Source organism: Burkholderia sp. FW306-1C-G01B, assembly GCF_058781685.1.
The window spans coordinates 444,308-461,776 of record NZ_JBYSWZ010000004.1; the positions used below are offsets into that span (position 1 = coordinate 444,308).

Genomic DNA, 17,469 nt, shown 5'->3' on the forward strand with positions numbered 1-17,469 from the left:
GCGACTTGCCGCGCCGGTCGTACAAGAGAAAAGGGCAAGCCCGTTGGCTTGCCCTTTTGTTTTACTGGCCGTCCGGCACGATTCGCCGGCGGCGGGTGACGATCACCGGCCCGTTGCCGCCGCGTGCATCCGACGGCGCTGTGTTGCCGGATGCGTCACCGGTGTCGCGCGGCGCGCCGTAGCTTTCGCGCGGCTCACGGGGTTCGCGCGGTGCGCCATAGCCTTCGCGTGGTTCACGCGAGCCGTAACCTTCGCGCGGCTCGCGGGAGCCATAGCCTTCACGCGGCTCGCGGGAACCGAAGCCGCCGCCGTCGCCACGCGATTCGCGTGGGCCGCCGTGCGAGCCGTACGGGCTGTGACCGCCGCCTTCACGGCCGCCGGGGCGCCCACCGGTGCGCGGGCCGCGGGGGCCGCCGCCGCCCGGGCGCGAGCCGCCCGTGTCGAGCTGGATCGTGGAAATCGCGCGCTTGTAGATGCCTTGCAGACCCACGGGGGTGCGCAGCATCACCAGGTACTGGTCGAACGACTCGATACATCCCGTCAGACGAATGCCGTTGACGAGGTAGATTTCAACGCGCTTACGTTCCTTGCGCGCCGAATTGATGAAGTCGTTTTGCGGATGGGATTCTGCGGGATTGGCCATTGAGGTGCGGCAGGAGCCTGCGTCAGAGAATATGTTGTGCGTGTGTGGCGTGTTCGTCCACAAGGCGTTTGGCGGAATTCTACCCTGTTCGATAGGGAAGCGCGCAGTCGTGATTGTGTCGAACCGTAACCCACTATAGACGTTCCAGCGCATTTTCGCGATTCGGCCGAACGGCCAAAGCCGTTTCGTTACGTCGCGTTACGACTCTCGCAGCGCCGTATCACCTCGGTGCGCGCGTGGCGCTTACATTGGGTCGCGCGAGCCGGGCGGGCCGGCTTATCAGGGATCCGGAGCATGAACAAGAGTCAAGTGGCAGGGTTGGTCGGGGGCATGGCGTTGCTGGCTTCCGGAAGTGCGATGGCGGGGCATGTCGACCTGTCGGTCGGCATCGGCGTACCGGTCGCGCCGGTCTATGTCGAGCCGGCACCGGTCTATGTGGCGCCGCAGCCGGCTGTGGTCGCCTATCCGGGCTACGGATACGGCTATTACGGCGATGACGACGACGATCGCTACCGGAAGTGGCGCAAGCACTATTACAAGCATTGGCGCAAGCACCACGGCGACGACGATGACGATTGAGCCCGAGGTCGGCCCCGCCGGTGCGCATCAGAACGCGTAGTCGGGGTTTTTCGGGTCGAATGCGGTGTCGTCTAGCGTCGCCGGCGCGATTTTCTCGATGACGATCCGCTCGAAGATCTTGCCGTCGTTGTCGTAGGACTCGACGGTCCGGAAATAGGGCGCGTGCAGGTCGAGCCCGAGGACTTCCTTCTTCGCGTAGAACTGCGGCCGGCCGGTCGGCGTTTCGTAGGTGAGCGCGACGACGCGCACGCCGCCGATCGTTTTTGCCTCTACCCGGGTCGGCCGCTGCACGCCGGCTTCCTGGTATTTCTTCCCTTCGGTCAGGTACAGGTTCGTGATGAACTCGGTGCCGAGATCCTTCACCTGGTGATTCGACTGGGCGCGCGCGAGCGCGCCGTCGAGCGCCGTCCACAACGGAATCTTGCCGAGCAGGCCGCCGAGATGGCCGTACATCTCGTCCTTGCGCTGCGTCGTGTCGTAGATCGTCTCCTGGCCGGCATGCGCGCCGCCCGGCAGCCATTTCGCATATACCCGCAGCGGCTCGCGGGTGGTTTTCACGAGCATGCGGTCGGGCGTGTCGGACCATTTCCCGCTGATGCGCTCCTGACGCACCATCGTGAACTGGTACGACGGATAGCCGTTAGGGCCATTCCGGATATAGAGCGGCACGGCGAGCGGGTCGAGCGCCTTGAAGAGCGTCGTGAGCGTCGCGTCGTCCAGCTGCGCGAGCGTGCCGCGCTGCGCGGCCGTGCGCAGCCAGCGCGCCTGTTGCGCGACCGGGTCGCGCGTGATTTTCGCCAGGTCCGCCGGCAGCGCGACCTCCTGTGCCGCGCTCGCGGCATCGGCCGCTTCCTGCGCATGCAGGCCCGGCGGAACGAGCGACAGCATGCACGCGACTGCCGCGGCGGCTGCATGCCGCGCGCTGCGCTTCTTTCCTGCGTTCATCGACAGCCTCTCCCGGAGCGATGGATCGTTCAGTCTTGCTTCGCGGTCTTGATCTTGGCGAGCTCCTCGTCGCGCAGCGCGCGGCGCAGGATCTTGCCGACGTTCGTCTGCGGCAGCGCGTCGCGGAACTCGACGAATTTCGGCATCTTGTAGCCGGTCAGGTTCTTGCGGCAGTGCGCGAGCACGTCGTCGACGGTGAGCGACGGGTCGCGGCGCACGACGAACACCTTGATTCGTTCGCCCTGCACCTCGTCGGGAATGCCGATCGCGGCGGCCTCGCTGATGCCCGGATGCATCACGAGCACTTCCTCGATCTCGTTCGGATACACGTTGAAGCCCGATACGAGGATCATGTCCTTCTTGCGGTCGATGAGGCGGATGAAGCCGCGTTCGTCCATCACGCCGATGTCGCCGGTGCCGAGCCAGCCGTCGGCGTCGATCGCCTTGGCCGTCTCGTCGGGGCGCTGCCAGTAGCCGCGCATCACCTGCGGACCGTGTACGCACAGCTCGCCCGGCTCGCCGATCGCGGCCCAGGTACCGTCCTCACGGCGAAAGCGCACGACGGTGGACGGGGCGGGCAGGCCGATCGAACCGCTGAACGAGGCCATGTCGTTCAGGTTCACGGGGTTCATCGTGACGATCGGCGAGCATTCGGTAAGCCCGTAGCCTTCGACCACCGGCCGGCCCGTCACCTGCTGGAAGCGCTCCGCGACCGCACGCTGCATCGCCATCCCGCCCGCCATCGCGAGCTTGAGCTTCGAGAAGTCGCGCTTGCGGAATTCCTCGTTGTCGAGGAACGCGTTGTACAGCGTGTTGATGCCGGTGATCCCCGTGAACGTTTCGTTGCGGATGATCTTCATCACCATCTTCATGTCGCGCGGGTTCGCGATCAGGATGTTGCGCCCGCCGAGCCCCATGAAGATGAACGCATTCACGGTCAGCGAATAGATGTGATAGAGCGGCAGCGGCGTGAGCACGGTTTCGACGTCGCCCGAGACCTGGTCGGCGATCCATGCCTTCGCCTGCAGCAGGTTCGCGATCAGGTTGCCGTGCGTGAGCATCGCGCCTTTCGCGACGCCGGTCGTGCCGCCCGTGTATTGCAGGAACGCGAGGTCGTCGCGCGTCGTCTGCACCGGCTGCGGTTTGCCGCGCGCGCCGAGCGCGAGAGCGGAGCGCAGCCGGATCGCCTGCGGCAGGTGGTAGGCCGGCACCAGCTTCTTCACGTGCTTCAGCACGAAATTGATCAGGCGTCCTTTCGCATTGAAGCCGTCGGCGAGCAGGTCGCCGAGCGCGGTGACGACGATGTTCTTCACCTGCGTTTCCGGCAGTGCCTCCTGCAGTGTGCTCGCGAAGTTCTCGAACACGACGATCGTCTGCGCGCCGCTGTCCTTCAGCTGGTGCGCGAGTTCGCGCGCGGTATAGAGCGGGTTCACGTTGACGACGATTGCGCCGGCCTTCAGCGTGCCGAACAGCGCGACCGGATACTGGAACGTATTCGGCAGCATGATCGCGACGCGGTCGCCGGGTTTCACGCCGAGGCTTTGCAGATACGACGCGAATGCGTCGACTTTCTGCGCGAGCGTGCGATAGGTCATCGATGCGCCTGCGCTCACGTAGGCGACGCGCTCGGCGAAGCGTGTCGTGCATTCGTCGAAGAACTGCACGAGCGATGCGTATTGAGTGACGTCGATTTCGTGCGGTACGCCGGGCGGGTATGACGCGTACCAGATACCGTCGGTGTTCGGCGGAACCTGGGCCGCTGCGGTTGCTGCGGAAGATGGCATGACGTGTCTCCGGTCTTTGCTTCGGCGCGGGCAGGCGCTTCGATGCCTGCCCGTGCCCCATGCTTCACGGGCGATCAACACGGACGCCTCGACGCGCCGCATGACCCCGCGTATCAATCAAATCGTGAACAGGAAGTCGCGTGTGGCCCCGCGCGCTCAGTTCGCGGAATGCAGCGTCGCCGACTCGGCGGCTGCCGCACTCGACGGCAGCCCGAACGCTTCGCTCGCTCCCGCGTCGTCGAGCACCGCCGCGAAAATCGACAGTTGGGCGCTGTCGGGCATCGGCGCCTTCAGCGCGGCGACGATCAGCGATGACAGCCTCGCGATCATCTGCACGTCGTTCATCGTGCGGCCTTGCGAGAACTCGTCGATCAGGCTTTCCGTCTCGGCGCCCGCGAGCGCGCCGGACAGCGCGCCGATCGCGAAGTGCAGCCGCCAGCCGAGCTCCGTGCGCGGCAGGTGCGGCAACGCGCGCTGGAACGCGTCGAAGAAGCGGCCCGCGACGCTCGCGTAGTGCGCGGTCAGGAAGTTGCGCACGAACGGCGACGGATCGGTGTACGCGCGGCCGATCAGCCGGAGGAACCCGGGCCCGCCGCGTTCCGGGTTGCGCGACGCCTTCAGCGCGGGAATGAACATCGCGCCGAGCACGTGCTCGCACGTGATGTGCGAGCCGAGCTGCGCATCGAAGCGGTCGAGGATGCCGAGGCGTTCCTGGTTGAGCTGATCGAGCCGGCGCGACAGCATCGCGTGGATCAACGCTTCCTTGCTGCCGAAGTGGTAGTTGACCGCCGCGAGGTTGACCGCCGCGCGCGACGTGATCTGCCGCATCGACATCGCCTCGAAGCCGTGCTCGATGAACAGGTCCTCGGCCGCATCGAGGATGCGCGCCTTCGTCCCGCCGGTCTGCCGAGGGCCGGATGATCGCGCCCCGGACGGCCGTCCCGCGGATGGCCGCCCCTCCTGACTTACTGCCATGTTCCGCCTCCCATGCCGGTCGCCCGGCCGCGAACAGGTGATTTGATTGTCTGATTCAAACAGTCGTTTTTATTAAGATAAAAAAACGCGGGCGGAGCGGGCAAGCGGGGAATCTGGACAAATTCCTCTAGTTCGATGTGCAACTGCGGCAAGCGTGGCGCGCGACCCCGAGGGGCGGGGCGCGCGCGATGGTGCGATGCGTCAATGTGCGGGTTCAGCCGACCGTGCTACGCGTATTGACCGATTGCGTCATGTCGATGCCGCGCCGCTCGCGGCTGAACAGGATCAGCACGGCGATCGCGACGGCGACGATGCCGGCCACGAGCGCGAGCGCGAAGCTGTAATTGTTGTCGTGCGAAACGGCGAGCGAGGCCTGCATCGTCGCGTTGCCGGACGCGAGCAGGTTGCCGAGCTGGTAGACGACGCCGGGGAAGGTCGCGCGGATTTCGTCGGGCGAAATCTCGTTCAGGTGGACCGGAATCACGCCCCACGCGCCCTGTACCGAGATCTGCATCAGGAACGCGCCCGCGGCGAGGGCAACCGGGCCGCTCGAGAACGCCCACAGCGGCAGCACGGGCAGTGCGATCAGCGCGGCGATGAAGATCGTGCGGCGCCGGCCGATCCGTTCCGAGATCGCACCGAACGACAGTCCGCCGACGATTGCGCCGATGTTCAGCACGATCGTGATCCACGACACGGTATGCGGATCGAAGTGATGCTGTTCGCGCAGGAACGTCGGATAGAGATCCTGCGTGCCGTGCGAGAAGAAGTTGAACGCGGTCATCAGCACGATCGCGTAGATCGTGAGCTTCCAGTTCTGCTTCAGCGTGGTTCCGAGGCTCGGGCGCGGGCGTTTCTCCATCAGTTTCCACGCCGGCGATTCGGGCACGTGCGTGCGCACGTACAGCACGAGCAGCGCGGGCAGCACGCCGACCATGAACATGCCGCGCCAGCCGATGTACTGGTAGAAGAGGCCGAACACGACGGACGCGAGCAGATAGCCGCTCGGATAGCCGGCCTGCAGCAGTCCCGACACGAAACCGCGCGCATGGGTCGGCACGGTTTCCATCGTCAGCGCGGAGCCGACGCCCCATTCGCCGCCCATCGCGATGCCGAACAGCGCGCGCAGCACCAGCAGCGCGGTCAGGCTCGGCGCGAAACCCGACGCGAGTTCGAGCAGCGAATAACACGCGATGTTGACCATCAGCGTCGGGCGGCGGCCGAAGCGGTCGGCGAGCCGGCCGAAGATCAGCGCGCCGAGCGGGCGCATCGCGAGCGTCAGCGTGAGCGCGAACGCAACGGCGGGGATCGTCGACGCGAATTCGGCGGCGATGTCCTTCAGCACGAAAACCATCAGGAAAAAATCGAACGCGTCGAGCGTCCAGCCCAGGTAGGCGGCGATCGTGACGTTGCGTTGCTCGCGGGTCCAGCTCATGTCCGAGGTCTCCTCGTTGGCTTGCGCGCTCACGATGTGCATGCGGATGCCGGCCCGCCTTGCGCGCGGTGCGCGGGCACGGATCGAGTGTAGGCCGCGGCGCCATGCGAGGTGGGGCGCGATAACGCCGAATCGGGAATAATCCCTACGAAATGAACTGTTTCGGAAACGGAAACGACGCCGCGCAAGACCGGCGACAGGCATCTGTATCATTCCGGAAGGCGTTTTGTATTTGTTCTGTAATGCGCTCGATGCGCATCGTCACCGAATCAGGAGTCCCGATGAACGAACGTTCCGATACCGCGCTGCCCGTGCTCGAAACCGCCAGGCTGTGGCTGCGTCCGCGCGTGCTGGCCGATCTCGACGCGTGCATCGCGATGGATCGCGATCCCGAGGTCACGCGGCATATCGCGGGCCCGTGGCACGATCCCGTCGAGCATCGCCGCTTCGTCACGCACCGGATCACGCGCGACTATCCGCCGGGACTCGGCTACTGGTCGATCTTCGAGAAGGCCGCACCCGATACGTTCATCGGCTGGGTCCTGCTGATTCCCGACTATGCGGACGGTGCGCGCGACGTCGAGATCGGCTGGCGGCTCGTGCGCACGACCTGGGGGCGCGGCATCGCGAGCGAGGCCGCGGCCGCCGTCGTGCGGCATGCATTCGATACCGTGCGCCTGCCGCGCGTGATCGCCGATATCGCCGAGGCCAACAGCGGTTCGCTGAACGTCGCGCGCAAGCTCGGGATGCGTCGCGTGAGCGTCGTGCAGGACGGCATTCCTTACATCCGCCATCGTCTCGAGCGAAACGATCTGCGCGCGTAGCGCGGTATCGTGTGCACGCGTGCGCGGTTGTCGGAGATCGTCAATCGCCGGCGTATCGAGGTCATGACGTATTAACGGCTCGCGCGATCAGGAGTATCGTTGCCGGAATTTCGCAACATGGGGTACGACCATGACACTCGGCCGCGACGTTCATCTCATTCCCGTCAGGCTCGACGCGTTGCGTCCGACGCAGATGACGGTTGGTTATCGCGAAGTCAAGGCGAAGCGCAAGCACTGGAAGGCGCTCGACAAGCGCGCGCGCAAGGCCGCGATCGAATCGCACTGGTTCCCGGCCGTCCTCGGCCCGGACGGGCTGCACTACATCACCGATCATCACCATCTCGGCCTCGCGCTGATCGAGGAGGGCGAGTCGCGCGTGAACGCGATGCTGCTGAAGGATCTGTCGTGGCTCGACGACACGATCTTCTGGCGGATGATGGAGCACAACCAGTGGGTGCATCCGTTCGGCGCGGACGGGTCGCGTCGCGACTACGCGCATTTGCCGAAGGTACTGACGGGGCTCATGGACGATCCGTACCGCAGCCTTGCAGGCGAACTGCGCACGGCGGGCGGCTATGCGAAGGACGCGACGCCGTTCAGCGAATTCCTGTGGGCCGATTACCTGCGCCAGCACGTGTCGCTCGACCAGATCCGCAAGAACTTTGCAAAGGCGCTCGACGTCGCGCTGCACCGCGCGCACGACCAGGATGCGCGCTATCTGCCCGGCTGGTCGGGCGTCATCGCCGTCAAACCCTGACAGGCGCACGGCGCCGACCGCCTCATGACGATCGCCCCGATCCGCCCCGATGCCGGTCCGCAGCATGCGGACCATTTCTCCGCGCTCGACGCGGCCTCGCCGCCGCCCGCGCGGCGCATCGGCCTCGATGCACTGGCCGGCCTGTCGATCGCGGGCCTGCTGATTCCCGAGGCGGTCGCGTATGCGGGGCTGGCCAACCTGCCGCCGCAGGCCGGTCTCATCGCGCTGCTGGCGGGGCTCGTCGTCTATGCGCTCACGGGCAGCAGCCGCTTCGCGATCGTGTCGTCGACGTCGTCGTCGGCTGCCGTGCTCGCGGCGACCGTGCTCGCGGAATCGGGGATAGCGCTTGCCGAACAACTCGCGCTGGCGGCAGCGCTGGTCGCGATGACGGGCGTGCTGTTCATCCTGGCGGGCGCCGCGCGGCTCGGCGGCATGTCGGACTTCGTCGCGCGGCCCGTGCTGCGCGGCTTCACGTTCGGGCTCGCACTGACGATCGTCATCAAGCAGTTGCCGAAGATTCTCGCGATTTCCGTGCAGCACAGCGATGCGCCGCATGTCACGCTCGACCTGATCACCGGCGCCCCGCATGCGAACCTCGCGAGTGTCGTGCTCGGCGCGACCGCGCTGGCGCTTCTGTTCGTGCTCGGGCGCCGCTCGCGCGTGCCCGCTACGCTCGTCGTGATCGTGCTGTCGATCGCTGTCGGCTATGCGATCGACTGGCAGCGATACGGGATCGCGATCGTCGGCAACATCGATTTCCGGCACATCGAATTCGGCCTGCCGCAGCTCGACCGCAACGCGTGGATGCAGACGGTCGAGCTCGCGTTCGCGCTGATGCTGATCCTGTACGCGGAGTCGTACGGATCGATCCGCAACTTCGCGCTGAAGCATGGCGACAGCGTGTCGCCGAACCGCGACCTCGTCGCGCTCGGTTGCGCAAACCTCGTGTCGGGCCTGCTGCACGGGATGCCGGTCGGCGCCGGCTATTCGGCAACGTCGGCGAACGAGGCGGCCGGCGCGCAGTCGCGCTTCGCCGGCCTGTGGGCGGCCGGTGTGGTCGCGCTGATCGTCTGGCTGCTGCTGCCGCAGCTTGCGCGCACGCCGGAGCCCGTGCTCGCGGCGATCGTGATCTTCGCGGTCAGCCACTCGCTGCATCCGTCCGTATTCAAGCCGTACTGGGACTGGCATCGCGACCGGCTCGTCGTGATCGCCGCGCTGCTCGCGGTGCTCGTGCTCGGCGTGCTGCACGGGCTGCTCGCGGCCATCGGCGTAAGCCTGCTGCTGACGCTGCGCAAGCTGTCCGAGCCGAACGTCAGCGTGCTCGGCCGGCTGCGCGACAGCCATGACTTCGTCGACGTCGCGAGCCATGCCGACGCGAAGCCGGTGCCGGGCGTGCTGATCGTGCGGCCCGAGGCGCAGCTGTTCTTCGCGAACGCGGACCGGATGCTGAATCGCGTGCGCGCGCTGATGATGGCCGCGCCGGACACGCATGCCGTGATGCTGAGCCTCGAGGAAACGCCGGATGTCGACGGCACGACGATCGAATCGTTGCGCACGTTCGCGGCCGAATGCACGGCGCGCGGGCTGCGGCTCGCGATCGTGAGGCTCAAGGTGCACGCGCTGCATGCATTGCGCCGCGCGGCGGACGATACGCTGCGTGAGGATGCGATGTCCGAACTGAGCGTCGACGAAAGTCTGCAACTGTTGCAGGCTGGCATGCAGCCGGACGGCAGCGACGGAACGACCGCCGTGTAACGAGGCGGCGCGTCAGTGCGATCTATTGCGAAAGCACGGCGTCGGCAGCGCGATCGATCATATCGGTCACTTCCGCGGCCGTCGGCGCATAGGCGCCTGCGTGAGCACAGGCGACCGCCGCGCACGCGGCCGCGTAACGCAGATGCTCGGCGGGCGATGCATCGGGCCGCGCAAGCTGGCTCGCGAGCCAGCCGCCGATGCTGGCGTCGCCGCAGCCGACCGTGTCGACGACCTCGGTCGGGAACGCGGGCTGGAACAGCACGGTGTCGCGATGCAGGAGCTGCATGCCGGATGCGCCGCGCGTGACGAGCATCGTCGCATCGGGCGCCCACGCGCGCAGTTGCGCGAGTGCGGCCGTTTCGTCGAGTTCGGGAAACAGCCCGTGAAGATCCTCGTCGGACACCTTGATCCAGTCGGCGAGCGCGACCAGCCGGCGCAGCGTGTCGCGATACGACGGCGCGGCCATCGGCGCACGGTAGTTCGGATCGAACGAGATCCGCTTGCCGGCCGCGCGCGCGGCCTGCGCCACCTCGATCAGGCGCGACGCGAGCGGCTCGCGCACGACGCCGAGCGAGCCGATGTGCACGATCTCGGCCGCGTCGAGTGCGCCGGCTGGCAGGTCCGCCGGATCGAACGCGAGATCGGCGCTGTTCTCGCCGATGAAGAAATAGTGGGGCGGCTGCTTCGACACGACCATCGCGAGCAGCGGCGCGCGGTCGACCTGCCGGATGAAGCGCATGTCGAGCCCCGCGTCGGCGCTCCTGCGCATCAGTTCGTCGCCGAAGATGTCGCGGCTGACCGTGCCGGCGAAGGCCGTCGGCGCGCCGAGTCGCGCGCCGACGCGCGCAACGTTCCAGCATGAGCCGCCGGCGACGCTGTGCCAGCGCTGCGCGTCGTCGCGGATGAAATCGGTCAGCGCTTCGCCGAATACGATCAGGCGGGGGAGCGTCGTCGTCATGTTGAAACCTTGTGGCGCGGCCGTGCAGTGGTTGATGTGAGCGGGCGGGGCGGGCGGCGCCGGCCGCCGCGCGCGGCGACGCGGCCCGGCACCGCCCGGTTCAGTGGACGGGCGGCGCGATCAGCGCGGGGCGCTCCAGCCCTTGTAGGTCTTCACGTTGTCGCGCGTGATGAGCATCGGCTCGATCAGGATCATCGGATTGGCCGGTTTCTGGCCGTTCATGATCCCGTAGCCGACGTTGACGGCCTGCTGCGCCATCGCCCACGGGTCCTGGCTCGACGATGCCTGCACGAGCGTGTTGGACTTGAGCGCAACCTCGATATCGGGCGCGCCGTCGACCGACGTGATCACGATGCCCGGACGGTTCAGCTGTTTCGCGGCGAGATCGCTGCCGATCGCCTGCGGGTCGTTGATCGTAAATACCGCATCGAGCTTCGGAAAGCGCGTCAGATAGCCCTGCATCGCGTTCATCCCGCCTTCGCGCGAGCCCTTGCCGTCCTGGTCGCTCGACAGCAGCTTGATGCCCGCGTTTTTCGCGAGCACGGTCTTGCAGCCGTTGACGCGATCGATCACGGCCGACACCTGCGGCCCGTTCTCGATGATCACGTTGCCCTTGCCGTTGAGTTTCTTCGCGATGTAGTCGCACGCGAGCTCGCCGGCCTTCACGTTGTTGGTCTGCACGGTCGCATTCGCGCCGGCTGCCGCGACGTCGACCGCGACGACCGTGATGCCGGCCGCCTGCGCCTTCTTCACTGCCGGCTCGATCGCCTTCGGGTCGGTCGCGTTGAGCAGGATCATGTCGACGTGCGCGGAGATGAAGTTGTCGATCTGCGTGAACTGCTTGTTCAGGTCGTAGTCGGCCGACACGGCCGTAACCTTCGCGTTCGGGTTGATTTGCTTCGCACGCGCTTCGGCGCCCTTGACGATCGTGACGAAGTACGGGTTGCCGAGCGACCCCACCGTGACGCCGATCGATTTGAGCGGCTTGTCGGCTGCGTGCGCGACGGAAGCGCCGAATGCGAGTGCGCAGGCGACGGCGGTCAGGGCGGCTTTGTGCTTGAACATGTCGTTGTGTCTCCGTGAGGTTGGTTGGTAGACGGGCGCAGGCGTGCCTGCCTGCGCCGCAAGGTTGAATGGACGGGAACGGTGTCAGGTGCGCGCCGAATCGCGCTGGCGGTAGCGATCGAGCGCGACGGCGCCGATGATCACGAGCCCCTTGATGATGTACTGCCAGATGTCGGACACGCCGAGCAGCACGAGTCCGTTCGTCAGTACCGCGATGATCAACGCGCCGATCAGCGTGCCGACGATCGAGCCGACGCCGCCGACGAAGCTCGTGCCGCCGAGGATCACCGCGGCGATCGCGTCGAGTTCGTAGGACTGGCCGAGCTGCAGGCCGTTGGCCGCATAGAGCCGCGCGGCCGACATCACCGCGCCGAGGCCCGCGAGCAGCCCCGAGGCCGCATACACGAACATCTGGATCGCCCGCACGTTGATGCCCGACAGGCGTGCGGCTTCCGGATTGCCGCCGACCGAATAGATCCGCATCCCGAGCACGGTACGGCGCAGGATGAACCATGAGATCGCGATCACCGCGCACGCGATCACGACGAGCCACGGCACACCGAGGATCGTGCCGTTGCCGATGAACGCGAACGGCAACTGCGGATTGAACACGGTCGTGTCGTTGCCGATCAGGCGCGCGACGCCGCGCACGGCCGTCATCGCACCGAGCGTGACGATGAACGGCGGCAGGCGCAGGAACGAGATCAGGCCGCCGTTGATCGCGCCGAACACGAGGCCGACGACGAGCGCGAAGGGCACGCCGAGCCAGCCCCAGCCGGGAATGGTCGACGCGATCAGCGCGGCGACGGCCGCGGCGGCGAGCACCGAGCCGACCGACAGGTCGATGCCGCCCGTCAGGATCACGAAGGTCATGCCGGCGGCGAGCACGATGTTGATCGACGCCTGCTGCGTGACGATCGACAGGTTCTGCAGCGTGAAGAAGCCGTCGGTCAGGAAGCCGAAGCCGACGCACAGGACCAGCAGCACCGGCAGCATGCCGGCGGTGCGTATCAGCGACTGCATGCGTGCGCGATGATCGGCGGTGCGCAACTGGGGAGTACGATCGCCCACCGGATGGGCCGTCGCGGAAGCGAGGTTCCGCTGCTTGGTCGGGTTGATCATTTCGGTAACCTGAATTGTAAGAGTCAAATGAAAGAGCGCGGCTCAGTGCGCGTCGGCGAGTTCGGCCTGCGAGCCGGTCGCGAGCGCGATGATGGCTTCCTGCGTGATGGGCGTGTGCGTGTGGCCGCCGAGTTCGCCCGCGATCTCGCCTTCGCGCATCACGAGCACGCGGTCCGCGACGCCGATGATCTCGGGCAGCTCGCTCGAGATCACGATCACGCCCACGCCGGCACGGGCCAGTTCGTTGATGATCCGGTAGATCTCGGATTTCGCGCCGATGTCGACGCCGCGCGTCGGTTCGTCGAGGATCAGTACGCGCGGTTTCGTCTCCAGCAGGCGCGACAGCAGCACCTTCTGCTGGTTGCCGCCCGACAGCGCGCCGACGTTGACGTTCGCGTGAGGTACACGGATCGACAGCGAGGAAATCGCGTCGCGCGCGCGCTCGGCGCCGCGTGCGAGGTCGAGCGCGCCGAGCCGTGCATCGCGGTTGCAGACGGAAATGTTGATGTTGTCGCGCACGCTCATGTCGAGGAACAGGCCCTGGCGCTTGCGGTCTTCGGTCAGGTAGACGAGGCCCGCGTCGATCGCGTCGCGCGGCGAGTGTGCGCCGAACGTGCGGCCGGCCAGTTTCACGTCGCCGCGCACGCGCGGTTCGGCGCCGAAGATCAGCCGCGCGAGTTCGGTGCGGCCCGCGCCGACGAGCCCGGCGATGCCGAGCACCTCGCCGGCATGCAGGTCGAGGCTGCAGCCGCGCACGCGCGCGCCGTCGGCGATGTCGCGTACCGACAGCAGCAGGTGGCCGGGGTCGTACGGCGCGTGTTCCTTCTTGTAGAAGCCGGAGATGTCGCGGCCGACCATCATCGCGACGAGACGCTCGGCCGACAGCGAATCGCGTTCGAGCGTGCCGACGTATGCGCCATCGCGCAGCACCGACACGCGGTCGGACAGTTCGTAGATCTCCGCCATCCGGTGGCTGATGTAGATGATTGCGAGACCTTCCTCGCGCAACTGGCGGATCAGGCGGAACAGATGCTCGGTTTCGCGCGACGACAGCGGCGTCGTCGGCTCGTCCATCACGAGGATGCGGGCGCGGGTGTGCACGGCGCGCGCGATCTCGACGAGCTGCTGTTCGGCGATCGACAGCGTGTCGACGAGCGTTTCGGGGCCGAACGATGCGCCGAGGCGCGCGAGCACGTCCTGGCAGCCGCGCGCCATCGCCGCGCGGTCGATCGTGCCCCAGCGCCGGTTGCCGCGCCGCAGTTCGCGGCCGACGTAGATGTTTTCCGCGACGGTCAGGTTCGGCGACAGGCACAGCTCCTGGTAGATCACCGCGACGCCCGCATCGCGCGCGGCGAGCGGCCCGTCGATGTCGATGCGTTCGCCGTCGATCAGGATCTCGCCGCCGGCGTCGGCGCGATACGCACCCGACAGGATCTTCATCAGCGTCGATTTGCCGGCGCCGTTCTCGCCCATCAGCGAGTGGATCTCGCCCGGATAGACGGTCAGGCTGACATTGTCGAGCGCGCGCACGGCCGGGAACGTCTTGCTGATCCGGCGCATTTCGAGCAGCGGGCGGGACTCAGACCGCGACATGGTTGACCTCCTGCGAGTCGGTGCGGGCGCCCTTGAGGATGCCGGCCCGCGGGGAAAAGTTGAAGAACATCGGCAGCGTGGCCGCGCCGATCGCGCCGGCGTCGGCGCCGAACGTGCCGCGCACGAGCGTCGGCGTGCCGCGCGCTTCGGGCGCGGTGGCAACCAGTGCCGAGCGCAGGCGCGTCGTGACCGCGTCGAGCAGGCCCGCGTCGGTATCGGCGTCGATCACGACTACCGGCGCATCGACCACGCACAGCACCGCGCGCAACGCCGGCGCGAGCGCGTCGACGCAGTCGTTGATCCATTCGTCGACGGCCGGCAGGCCGCGGGCAATGCAGGCTTCGAGATCGGCGCGGTTCTCGACCGTCTCGCCGTGATGGCGCAGATGGCGTACGAGCGCGTGCAGCGAGGCGCGCGCGAGCAGGATGTCCCACGGGCCGCGCGGCGGCGGCGCGGATGCCAGCCGGCTCGGCGGCACGGGAATCACGGCGATGTCGCCTGCATTGCCGGTCACGCCGCGCAGGCAGTCGCCGTCGATCGCGATGCCGCCGCCGATCGCCGGTCCGATGAACAGGTAGACGAAGTCGTCGCACTGCCGGCCATATCCGTAGAACAGCTCGGCGATCGCAGCCGCGTTGCCGTCGTTTTCGCCGAACACGGGCAGCGACAGCGCGCGACCGAGGTCGCTCGCGAAATCGACGTCTTCCCATGCGCGGAACGTGTCGGGCGCGAGGCCGAGTTCGCGCATCCACGCGCCGAGGTTGTAAGGCTGCGCGACGCCGATGCCGGTCAGGCGGGCGCGTTCGTGGTCGGGGAGCAGGGCCTGCATCGCTTCGATGTCGTGACGCACGATCTCGAGCACGTCGGCGGGAGGGGGCAGCAGCGTGTCGTGCGAGCGGCGGCCGAGCACGTCGCCCGCGAAGTTGACGAGCGCGGTTTCGATGCGCATCCGGTCGAGATGGACGCCGATGCCGAATGCGCCGCGCGGGTCGAGGCGGATCAACGATGCCGGCTGGCCGCGCTGGCCTTCGGTGCGGCCCGCGAATTCGATCAGCTTCGCATCGGCGAGCGATGCGATGATGCTGCCGACCGCCGTGCCCGTCATGCTCGCGAGACGCGCAAGGTCGGCCTTCGACGCGCTGCCTGCGCGGCGCAGCGTCTTCAGCAGCAGGCGCTCGTTGTAACGGCGCACGTTGGCCGAATTACTTCCCTGGCCGATGTGCGGGCTTCTCATGGCGTCTCCTTCCATGTTGCGCTGTGCAGCAGCGCATTAAATAAATCACGTTGATTTATTTAACCGCGTGAGCGCCGATATGTCAGCCTAGGGAAATCCCGGCTTTTGCCGTGGATGAGGGGTGGCGGGGTGGGTCTCGGGAAATGGGGATGGATTGCGGAACCGGGGGCGAAAACTTTGGAATTCGCGTGGCGGGCGCGTGTTCGCTGCGGACGCGACGACGATTTGTCCGTCCGGTAGGTGGCAGGGAAGGGGGCACACCGTGCGGATCAACAGGACGGTGTGAATGATGCAAGAGGGAAATGAAAAAAGGCCGGCTAGAAGCCGACCTTTTTAGAAAACAAGTGGTGCCCAGGAGAGGACTCGAACCTCCACGGTGTTGCCACCGCTAGGACCTGAACCTAGTGCGTCTACCAATTCCGCCACCTGGGCACGTTTCGCTTGCTGCGATGCGAAAGACCGCAATTATAGCGTGCCCGAACGGCTTGTCAACAGATTTTGCACCGTCTTTGAGGGGGCGAGAAAAGGGCGCATGCCGGATTTGCCGTGTTCGAGTATCGCTGCCGGGGCGATCCCGATGCGAAGGATTGCTGCCGGAGAAGAGCGAGCGAATTTCCTGAACGCAGGTTCAAGTCCGTCGCCGGAGAAGTTATTGTCGGTGTGCCTGTCGTACCGCGCCGACTCGCGAATGCAGGCGGTGGGCGCCGCGCAGTTGTCCGCTCGCTTGGCGACACCGTGCGCATCGTGTAGTCGTCTGCCGCTATGGAGCGCGCGGTCCATGCAAGCGAACGCATTTGCATCGCGATCATTTCTGTTACTATCGCGGTAACGTTTTTATGGAGTAACCAAAAAGGAGTTTCCGATGTCTGAAATCGCAGTGGTTTTTCATAGCGGCTACGGTCATGCGGCCGTCATTGCGGACGCAGTCGCTCGTGGTGTCGAGAAGGTCGACGGTGCGTCGGTCAAGCTGATCCCCGTCGACGCGATCGACGAACACTGGGAGTATCTGGAGCGCGATGCCAAGGCGATCGTCTTTGGTTCGCCGACCTACATGGGCAGCGCGTCCGCGCAGTTCAAGGGCTTCATGGACGCATCGTCGAAGCATTGGGGCAAGTGGCGAGACAAGCTGGCGGCCGGCTTTACGGTGTCGGCGTCGCAAAGCGGCGACAAGCTGGCGACGCTGCAGCAGCTTGCTGTCTTCGCTGCCCAGCATCAGATGCTGTGGGTCAGCCTCGGTCTGATGCCCGGCAACAACAGCAGTACGGGTTCGGTCAACGATCTGAATCGACTCGGGTCGTTCCTCGGTGCGATGGCGCAGGCGAATGCGGACGAGGGCGGCGATGCGATTCTCGAGAGCGATCGAAAGACGGCTGAACTGCTGGGCGAGCGCGTCGCGATTGCCGCGAAACGCTGGAACGGTGCCTGAAGCCGATGGCCGGTCGGCGCTGTGTCGATGGTCGTCCGGCTGACGGATGGGTGGCGCCGATGCGGGGCCGGTGTCAAGTCCTGGAATAGGTTGACAGTATCCAGACGCTAGAACGCCCGATGCACCGCATCGGGCGTTTTGTATTTCAGGGCGGCATGTGGCCGCTCATGGTTGTAGATGCGCACCGACTGCTCGACCATCTTGGCGGCCTGAGCAAGGTCAGCGGGACGTTGCAACAGGAACTCGCCCTTGAGGATGCCGTTGATTCGCTCGGCCAGCGCGTTCTGATAGCAGTCGTAGCCGTCCGTCATCGAACAGCGCAGGCCGTGACGCCGATGGATGTCCTGATAGTAGGTCGAACAGTACTGGACCCC

The 17,469-nt window shown here is 66.4% G+C and carries 16 protein-coding genes and 1 tRNA gene; 5 read left to right on the forward strand and 12 right to left on the reverse strand.

Going from position 1 to position 17,469, the window contains the following annotated elements:
* Positions 1–61: 61 nt before the first annotated feature.
* Positions 62–643, reverse strand: coding sequence for an RNA chaperone Hfq (hfq, locus tag AC3WLY_RS11555; protein WP_425130580.1), 582 nt, complete (start codon positions 641–643; stop codon positions 62–64).
* A 294-nt stretch (positions 644–937) separates the two neighbouring features.
* Between hfq and AC3WLY_RS11560 the strand changes: the two genes are divergently transcribed.
* On the forward strand, positions 938–1,222 hold the full coding sequence (locus AC3WLY_RS11560) for a PXPV repeat protein (protein WP_072441647.1): 285 nt from the start codon (positions 938–940) through the stop codon (positions 1,220–1,222).
* 27 nt (positions 1,223–1,249) lie between these two features.
* Here AC3WLY_RS11560 and AC3WLY_RS11565 read toward each other — a convergent pair whose 3' ends face one another.
* The 4 genes from AC3WLY_RS11565 to AC3WLY_RS11580 form a co-directional block, all read right to left on the reverse strand.
* Positions 1,250–2,167: a DUF1571 domain-containing protein gene (locus AC3WLY_RS11565; protein ID WP_072441644.1), complete on the reverse strand. Its 918-nt coding sequence runs from the start codon at positions 2,165–2,167 to the stop codon at positions 1,250–1,252.
* Positions 2,168–2,196: 29 nt separating this feature from the next.
* The gene (locus AC3WLY_RS11570) at positions 2,197–3,951 is read right to left on the reverse strand and encodes an AMP-binding protein (RefSeq protein ID WP_492310296.1); all 1,755 of its coding nucleotides are present in this window, start codon (positions 3,949–3,951) and stop codon (positions 2,197–2,199) included.
* A 156-nt stretch (positions 3,952–4,107) separates the two neighbouring features.
* Positions 4,108–4,926: a TetR/AcrR family transcriptional regulator gene (locus AC3WLY_RS11575; protein WP_175961535.1), complete on the reverse strand. Its 819-nt coding sequence runs from the start codon at positions 4,924–4,926 to the stop codon at positions 4,108–4,110.
* Positions 4,927–5,140: 214 nt separating this feature from the next.
* Positions 5,141–6,361, reverse strand: coding sequence for an MFS transporter (locus tag AC3WLY_RS11580; protein ID WP_034184267.1), 1,221 nt, complete (start codon positions 6,359–6,361; stop codon positions 5,141–5,143).
* 281 nt (positions 6,362–6,642) lie between these two features.
* Here AC3WLY_RS11580 and AC3WLY_RS11585 point away from each other — a divergent pair, with 281 nt between their 5' ends.
* The 3 genes from AC3WLY_RS11585 (at position 6,643) to AC3WLY_RS11595 (ending at position 9,697) form a co-directional block, all read left to right on the forward strand.
* Complete coding sequence (locus tag AC3WLY_RS11585) at positions 6,643–7,185, forward strand: GNAT family N-acetyltransferase (protein WP_492310297.1); 543 nt, start codon at positions 6,643–6,645, stop codon at positions 7,183–7,185.
* Between the two features lie 130 nt (positions 7,186–7,315).
* On the forward strand, positions 7,316–7,942 hold the full coding sequence (locus AC3WLY_RS11590) for a ParB-like protein (RefSeq protein ID WP_310134324.1): 627 nt from the start codon (positions 7,316–7,318) through the stop codon (positions 7,940–7,942).
* A 24-nt stretch (positions 7,943–7,966) separates the two neighbouring features.
* The gene (locus tag AC3WLY_RS11595) at positions 7,967–9,697 is read left to right on the forward strand and encodes a SulP family inorganic anion transporter (RefSeq protein WP_310134323.1); all 1,731 of its coding nucleotides are present in this window, start codon (positions 7,967–7,969) and stop codon (positions 9,695–9,697) included.
* A 22-nt stretch (positions 9,698–9,719) separates the two neighbouring features.
* Here the strand turns inward: AC3WLY_RS11595 and AC3WLY_RS11600 are convergent, their stop codons facing one another.
* From AC3WLY_RS11600 to AC3WLY_RS11625, 6 genes are all read right to left on the reverse strand, one after another.
* On the reverse strand, positions 9,720–10,655 hold the full coding sequence (locus AC3WLY_RS11600; RefSeq protein WP_310134321.1) for a carbohydrate kinase family protein: 936 nt from the start codon (positions 10,653–10,655) through the stop codon (positions 9,720–9,722).
* A gap of 120 nt (positions 10,656–10,775) precedes the next feature.
* On the reverse strand, positions 10,776–11,720 hold the full coding sequence (locus AC3WLY_RS11605) for an ABC transporter substrate-binding protein (protein ID WP_175961530.1): 945 nt from the start codon (positions 11,718–11,720) through the stop codon (positions 10,776–10,778).
* An 84-nt stretch (positions 11,721–11,804) separates the two neighbouring features.
* Positions 11,805–12,842, reverse strand: a complete 1,038-nt coding sequence (locus AC3WLY_RS11610; protein ID WP_034184063.1) for an ABC transporter permease subunit — start codon at positions 12,840–12,842, stop codon at positions 11,805–11,807.
* A gap of 42 nt (positions 12,843–12,884) precedes the next feature.
* Positions 12,885–14,435: a sugar ABC transporter ATP-binding protein gene (locus AC3WLY_RS11615; protein WP_492310298.1), complete on the reverse strand. Its 1,551-nt coding sequence runs from the start codon at positions 14,433–14,435 to the stop codon at positions 12,885–12,887.
* Positions 14,422–15,669, reverse strand: coding sequence for an ROK family protein (locus AC3WLY_RS11620; RefSeq protein ID WP_492310299.1), 1,248 nt, complete (start codon positions 15,667–15,669; stop codon positions 14,422–14,424). Before AC3WLY_RS11620 ends, AC3WLY_RS11615 begins: the two co-directional genes overlap by 14 nt.
* 345 nt (positions 15,670–16,014) lie before the next feature.
* A tRNA-Leu gene (locus tag AC3WLY_RS11625) sits at positions 16,015–16,101 on the reverse strand.
* A 430-nt stretch (positions 16,102–16,531) separates the two neighbouring features.
* Here AC3WLY_RS11625 and AC3WLY_RS11630 point away from each other — a divergent pair.
* The gene (locus tag AC3WLY_RS11630) at positions 16,532–17,095 is read left to right on the forward strand and encodes a flavodoxin family protein (protein ID WP_175961527.1); all 564 of its coding nucleotides are present in this window, start codon (positions 16,532–16,534) and stop codon (positions 17,093–17,095) included.
* Positions 17,096–17,202: 107 nt separating this feature from the next.
* Here AC3WLY_RS11630 and AC3WLY_RS11635 read toward each other — a convergent pair.
* On the reverse strand, positions 17,203–17,469 hold a 267-nt coding region (locus AC3WLY_RS11635; protein WP_492310300.1), incomplete at its 5' end, for an integrase core domain-containing protein.

Coding starts and splice junctions, on each gene's coding strand:
- hfq (WP_425130580.1), bottom strand. CDS start 643: ATGGCCAATCCCGCAGAATCCCATCCGCAAAACGACTTCATCAATTCG.
- AC3WLY_RS11560 (WP_072441647.1), top strand. CDS start 938: ATGAACAAGAGTCAAGTGGCAGGGTTGGTCGGGGGCATGGCGTTGCTG.
- AC3WLY_RS11565 (WP_072441644.1), bottom strand. CDS start 2,167: ATGAACGCAGGAAAGAAGCGCAGCGCGCGGCATGCAGCCGCCGCGGCA.
- AC3WLY_RS11570 (WP_492310296.1), bottom strand. CDS start 3,951: ATGCCATCTTCCGCAGCAACCGCAGCGGCCCAGGTTCCGCCGAACACC.
- AC3WLY_RS11575 (WP_175961535.1), bottom strand. CDS start 4,926: ATGGCAGTAAGTCAGGAGGGGCGGCCATCCGCGGGACGGCCGTCCGGG.
- AC3WLY_RS11580 (WP_034184267.1), bottom strand. CDS start 6,361: ATGAGCTGGACCCGCGAGCAACGCAACGTCACGATCGCCGCCTACCTG.
- AC3WLY_RS11585 (WP_492310297.1), top strand. CDS start 6,643: ATGAACGAACGTTCCGATACCGCGCTGCCCGTGCTCGAAACCGCCAGG.
- AC3WLY_RS11590 (WP_310134324.1), top strand. CDS start 7,316: ATGACACTCGGCCGCGACGTTCATCTCATTCCCGTCAGGCTCGACGCG.
- AC3WLY_RS11595 (WP_310134323.1), top strand. CDS start 7,967: ATGACGATCGCCCCGATCCGCCCCGATGCCGGTCCGCAGCATGCGGAC.
- AC3WLY_RS11600 (WP_310134321.1), bottom strand. CDS start 10,655: ATGACGACGACGCTCCCCCGCCTGATCGTATTCGGCGAAGCGCTGACC.
- AC3WLY_RS11605 (WP_175961530.1), bottom strand. CDS start 11,720: ATGTTCAAGCACAAAGCCGCCCTGACCGCCGTCGCCTGCGCACTCGCA.
- AC3WLY_RS11610 (WP_034184063.1), bottom strand. CDS start 12,842: ATGATCAACCCGACCAAGCAGCGGAACCTCGCTTCCGCGACGGCCCAT.
- AC3WLY_RS11615 (WP_492310298.1), bottom strand. CDS start 14,435: ATGTCGCGGTCTGAGTCCCGCCCGCTGCTCGAAATGCGCCGGATCAGC.
- AC3WLY_RS11620 (WP_492310299.1), bottom strand. CDS start 15,669: ATGAGAAGCCCGCACATCGGCCAGGGAAGTAATTCGGCCAACGTGCGC.
- AC3WLY_RS11630 (WP_175961527.1), top strand. CDS start 16,532: ATGTCTGAAATCGCAGTGGTTTTTCATAGCGGCTACGGTCATGCGGCC.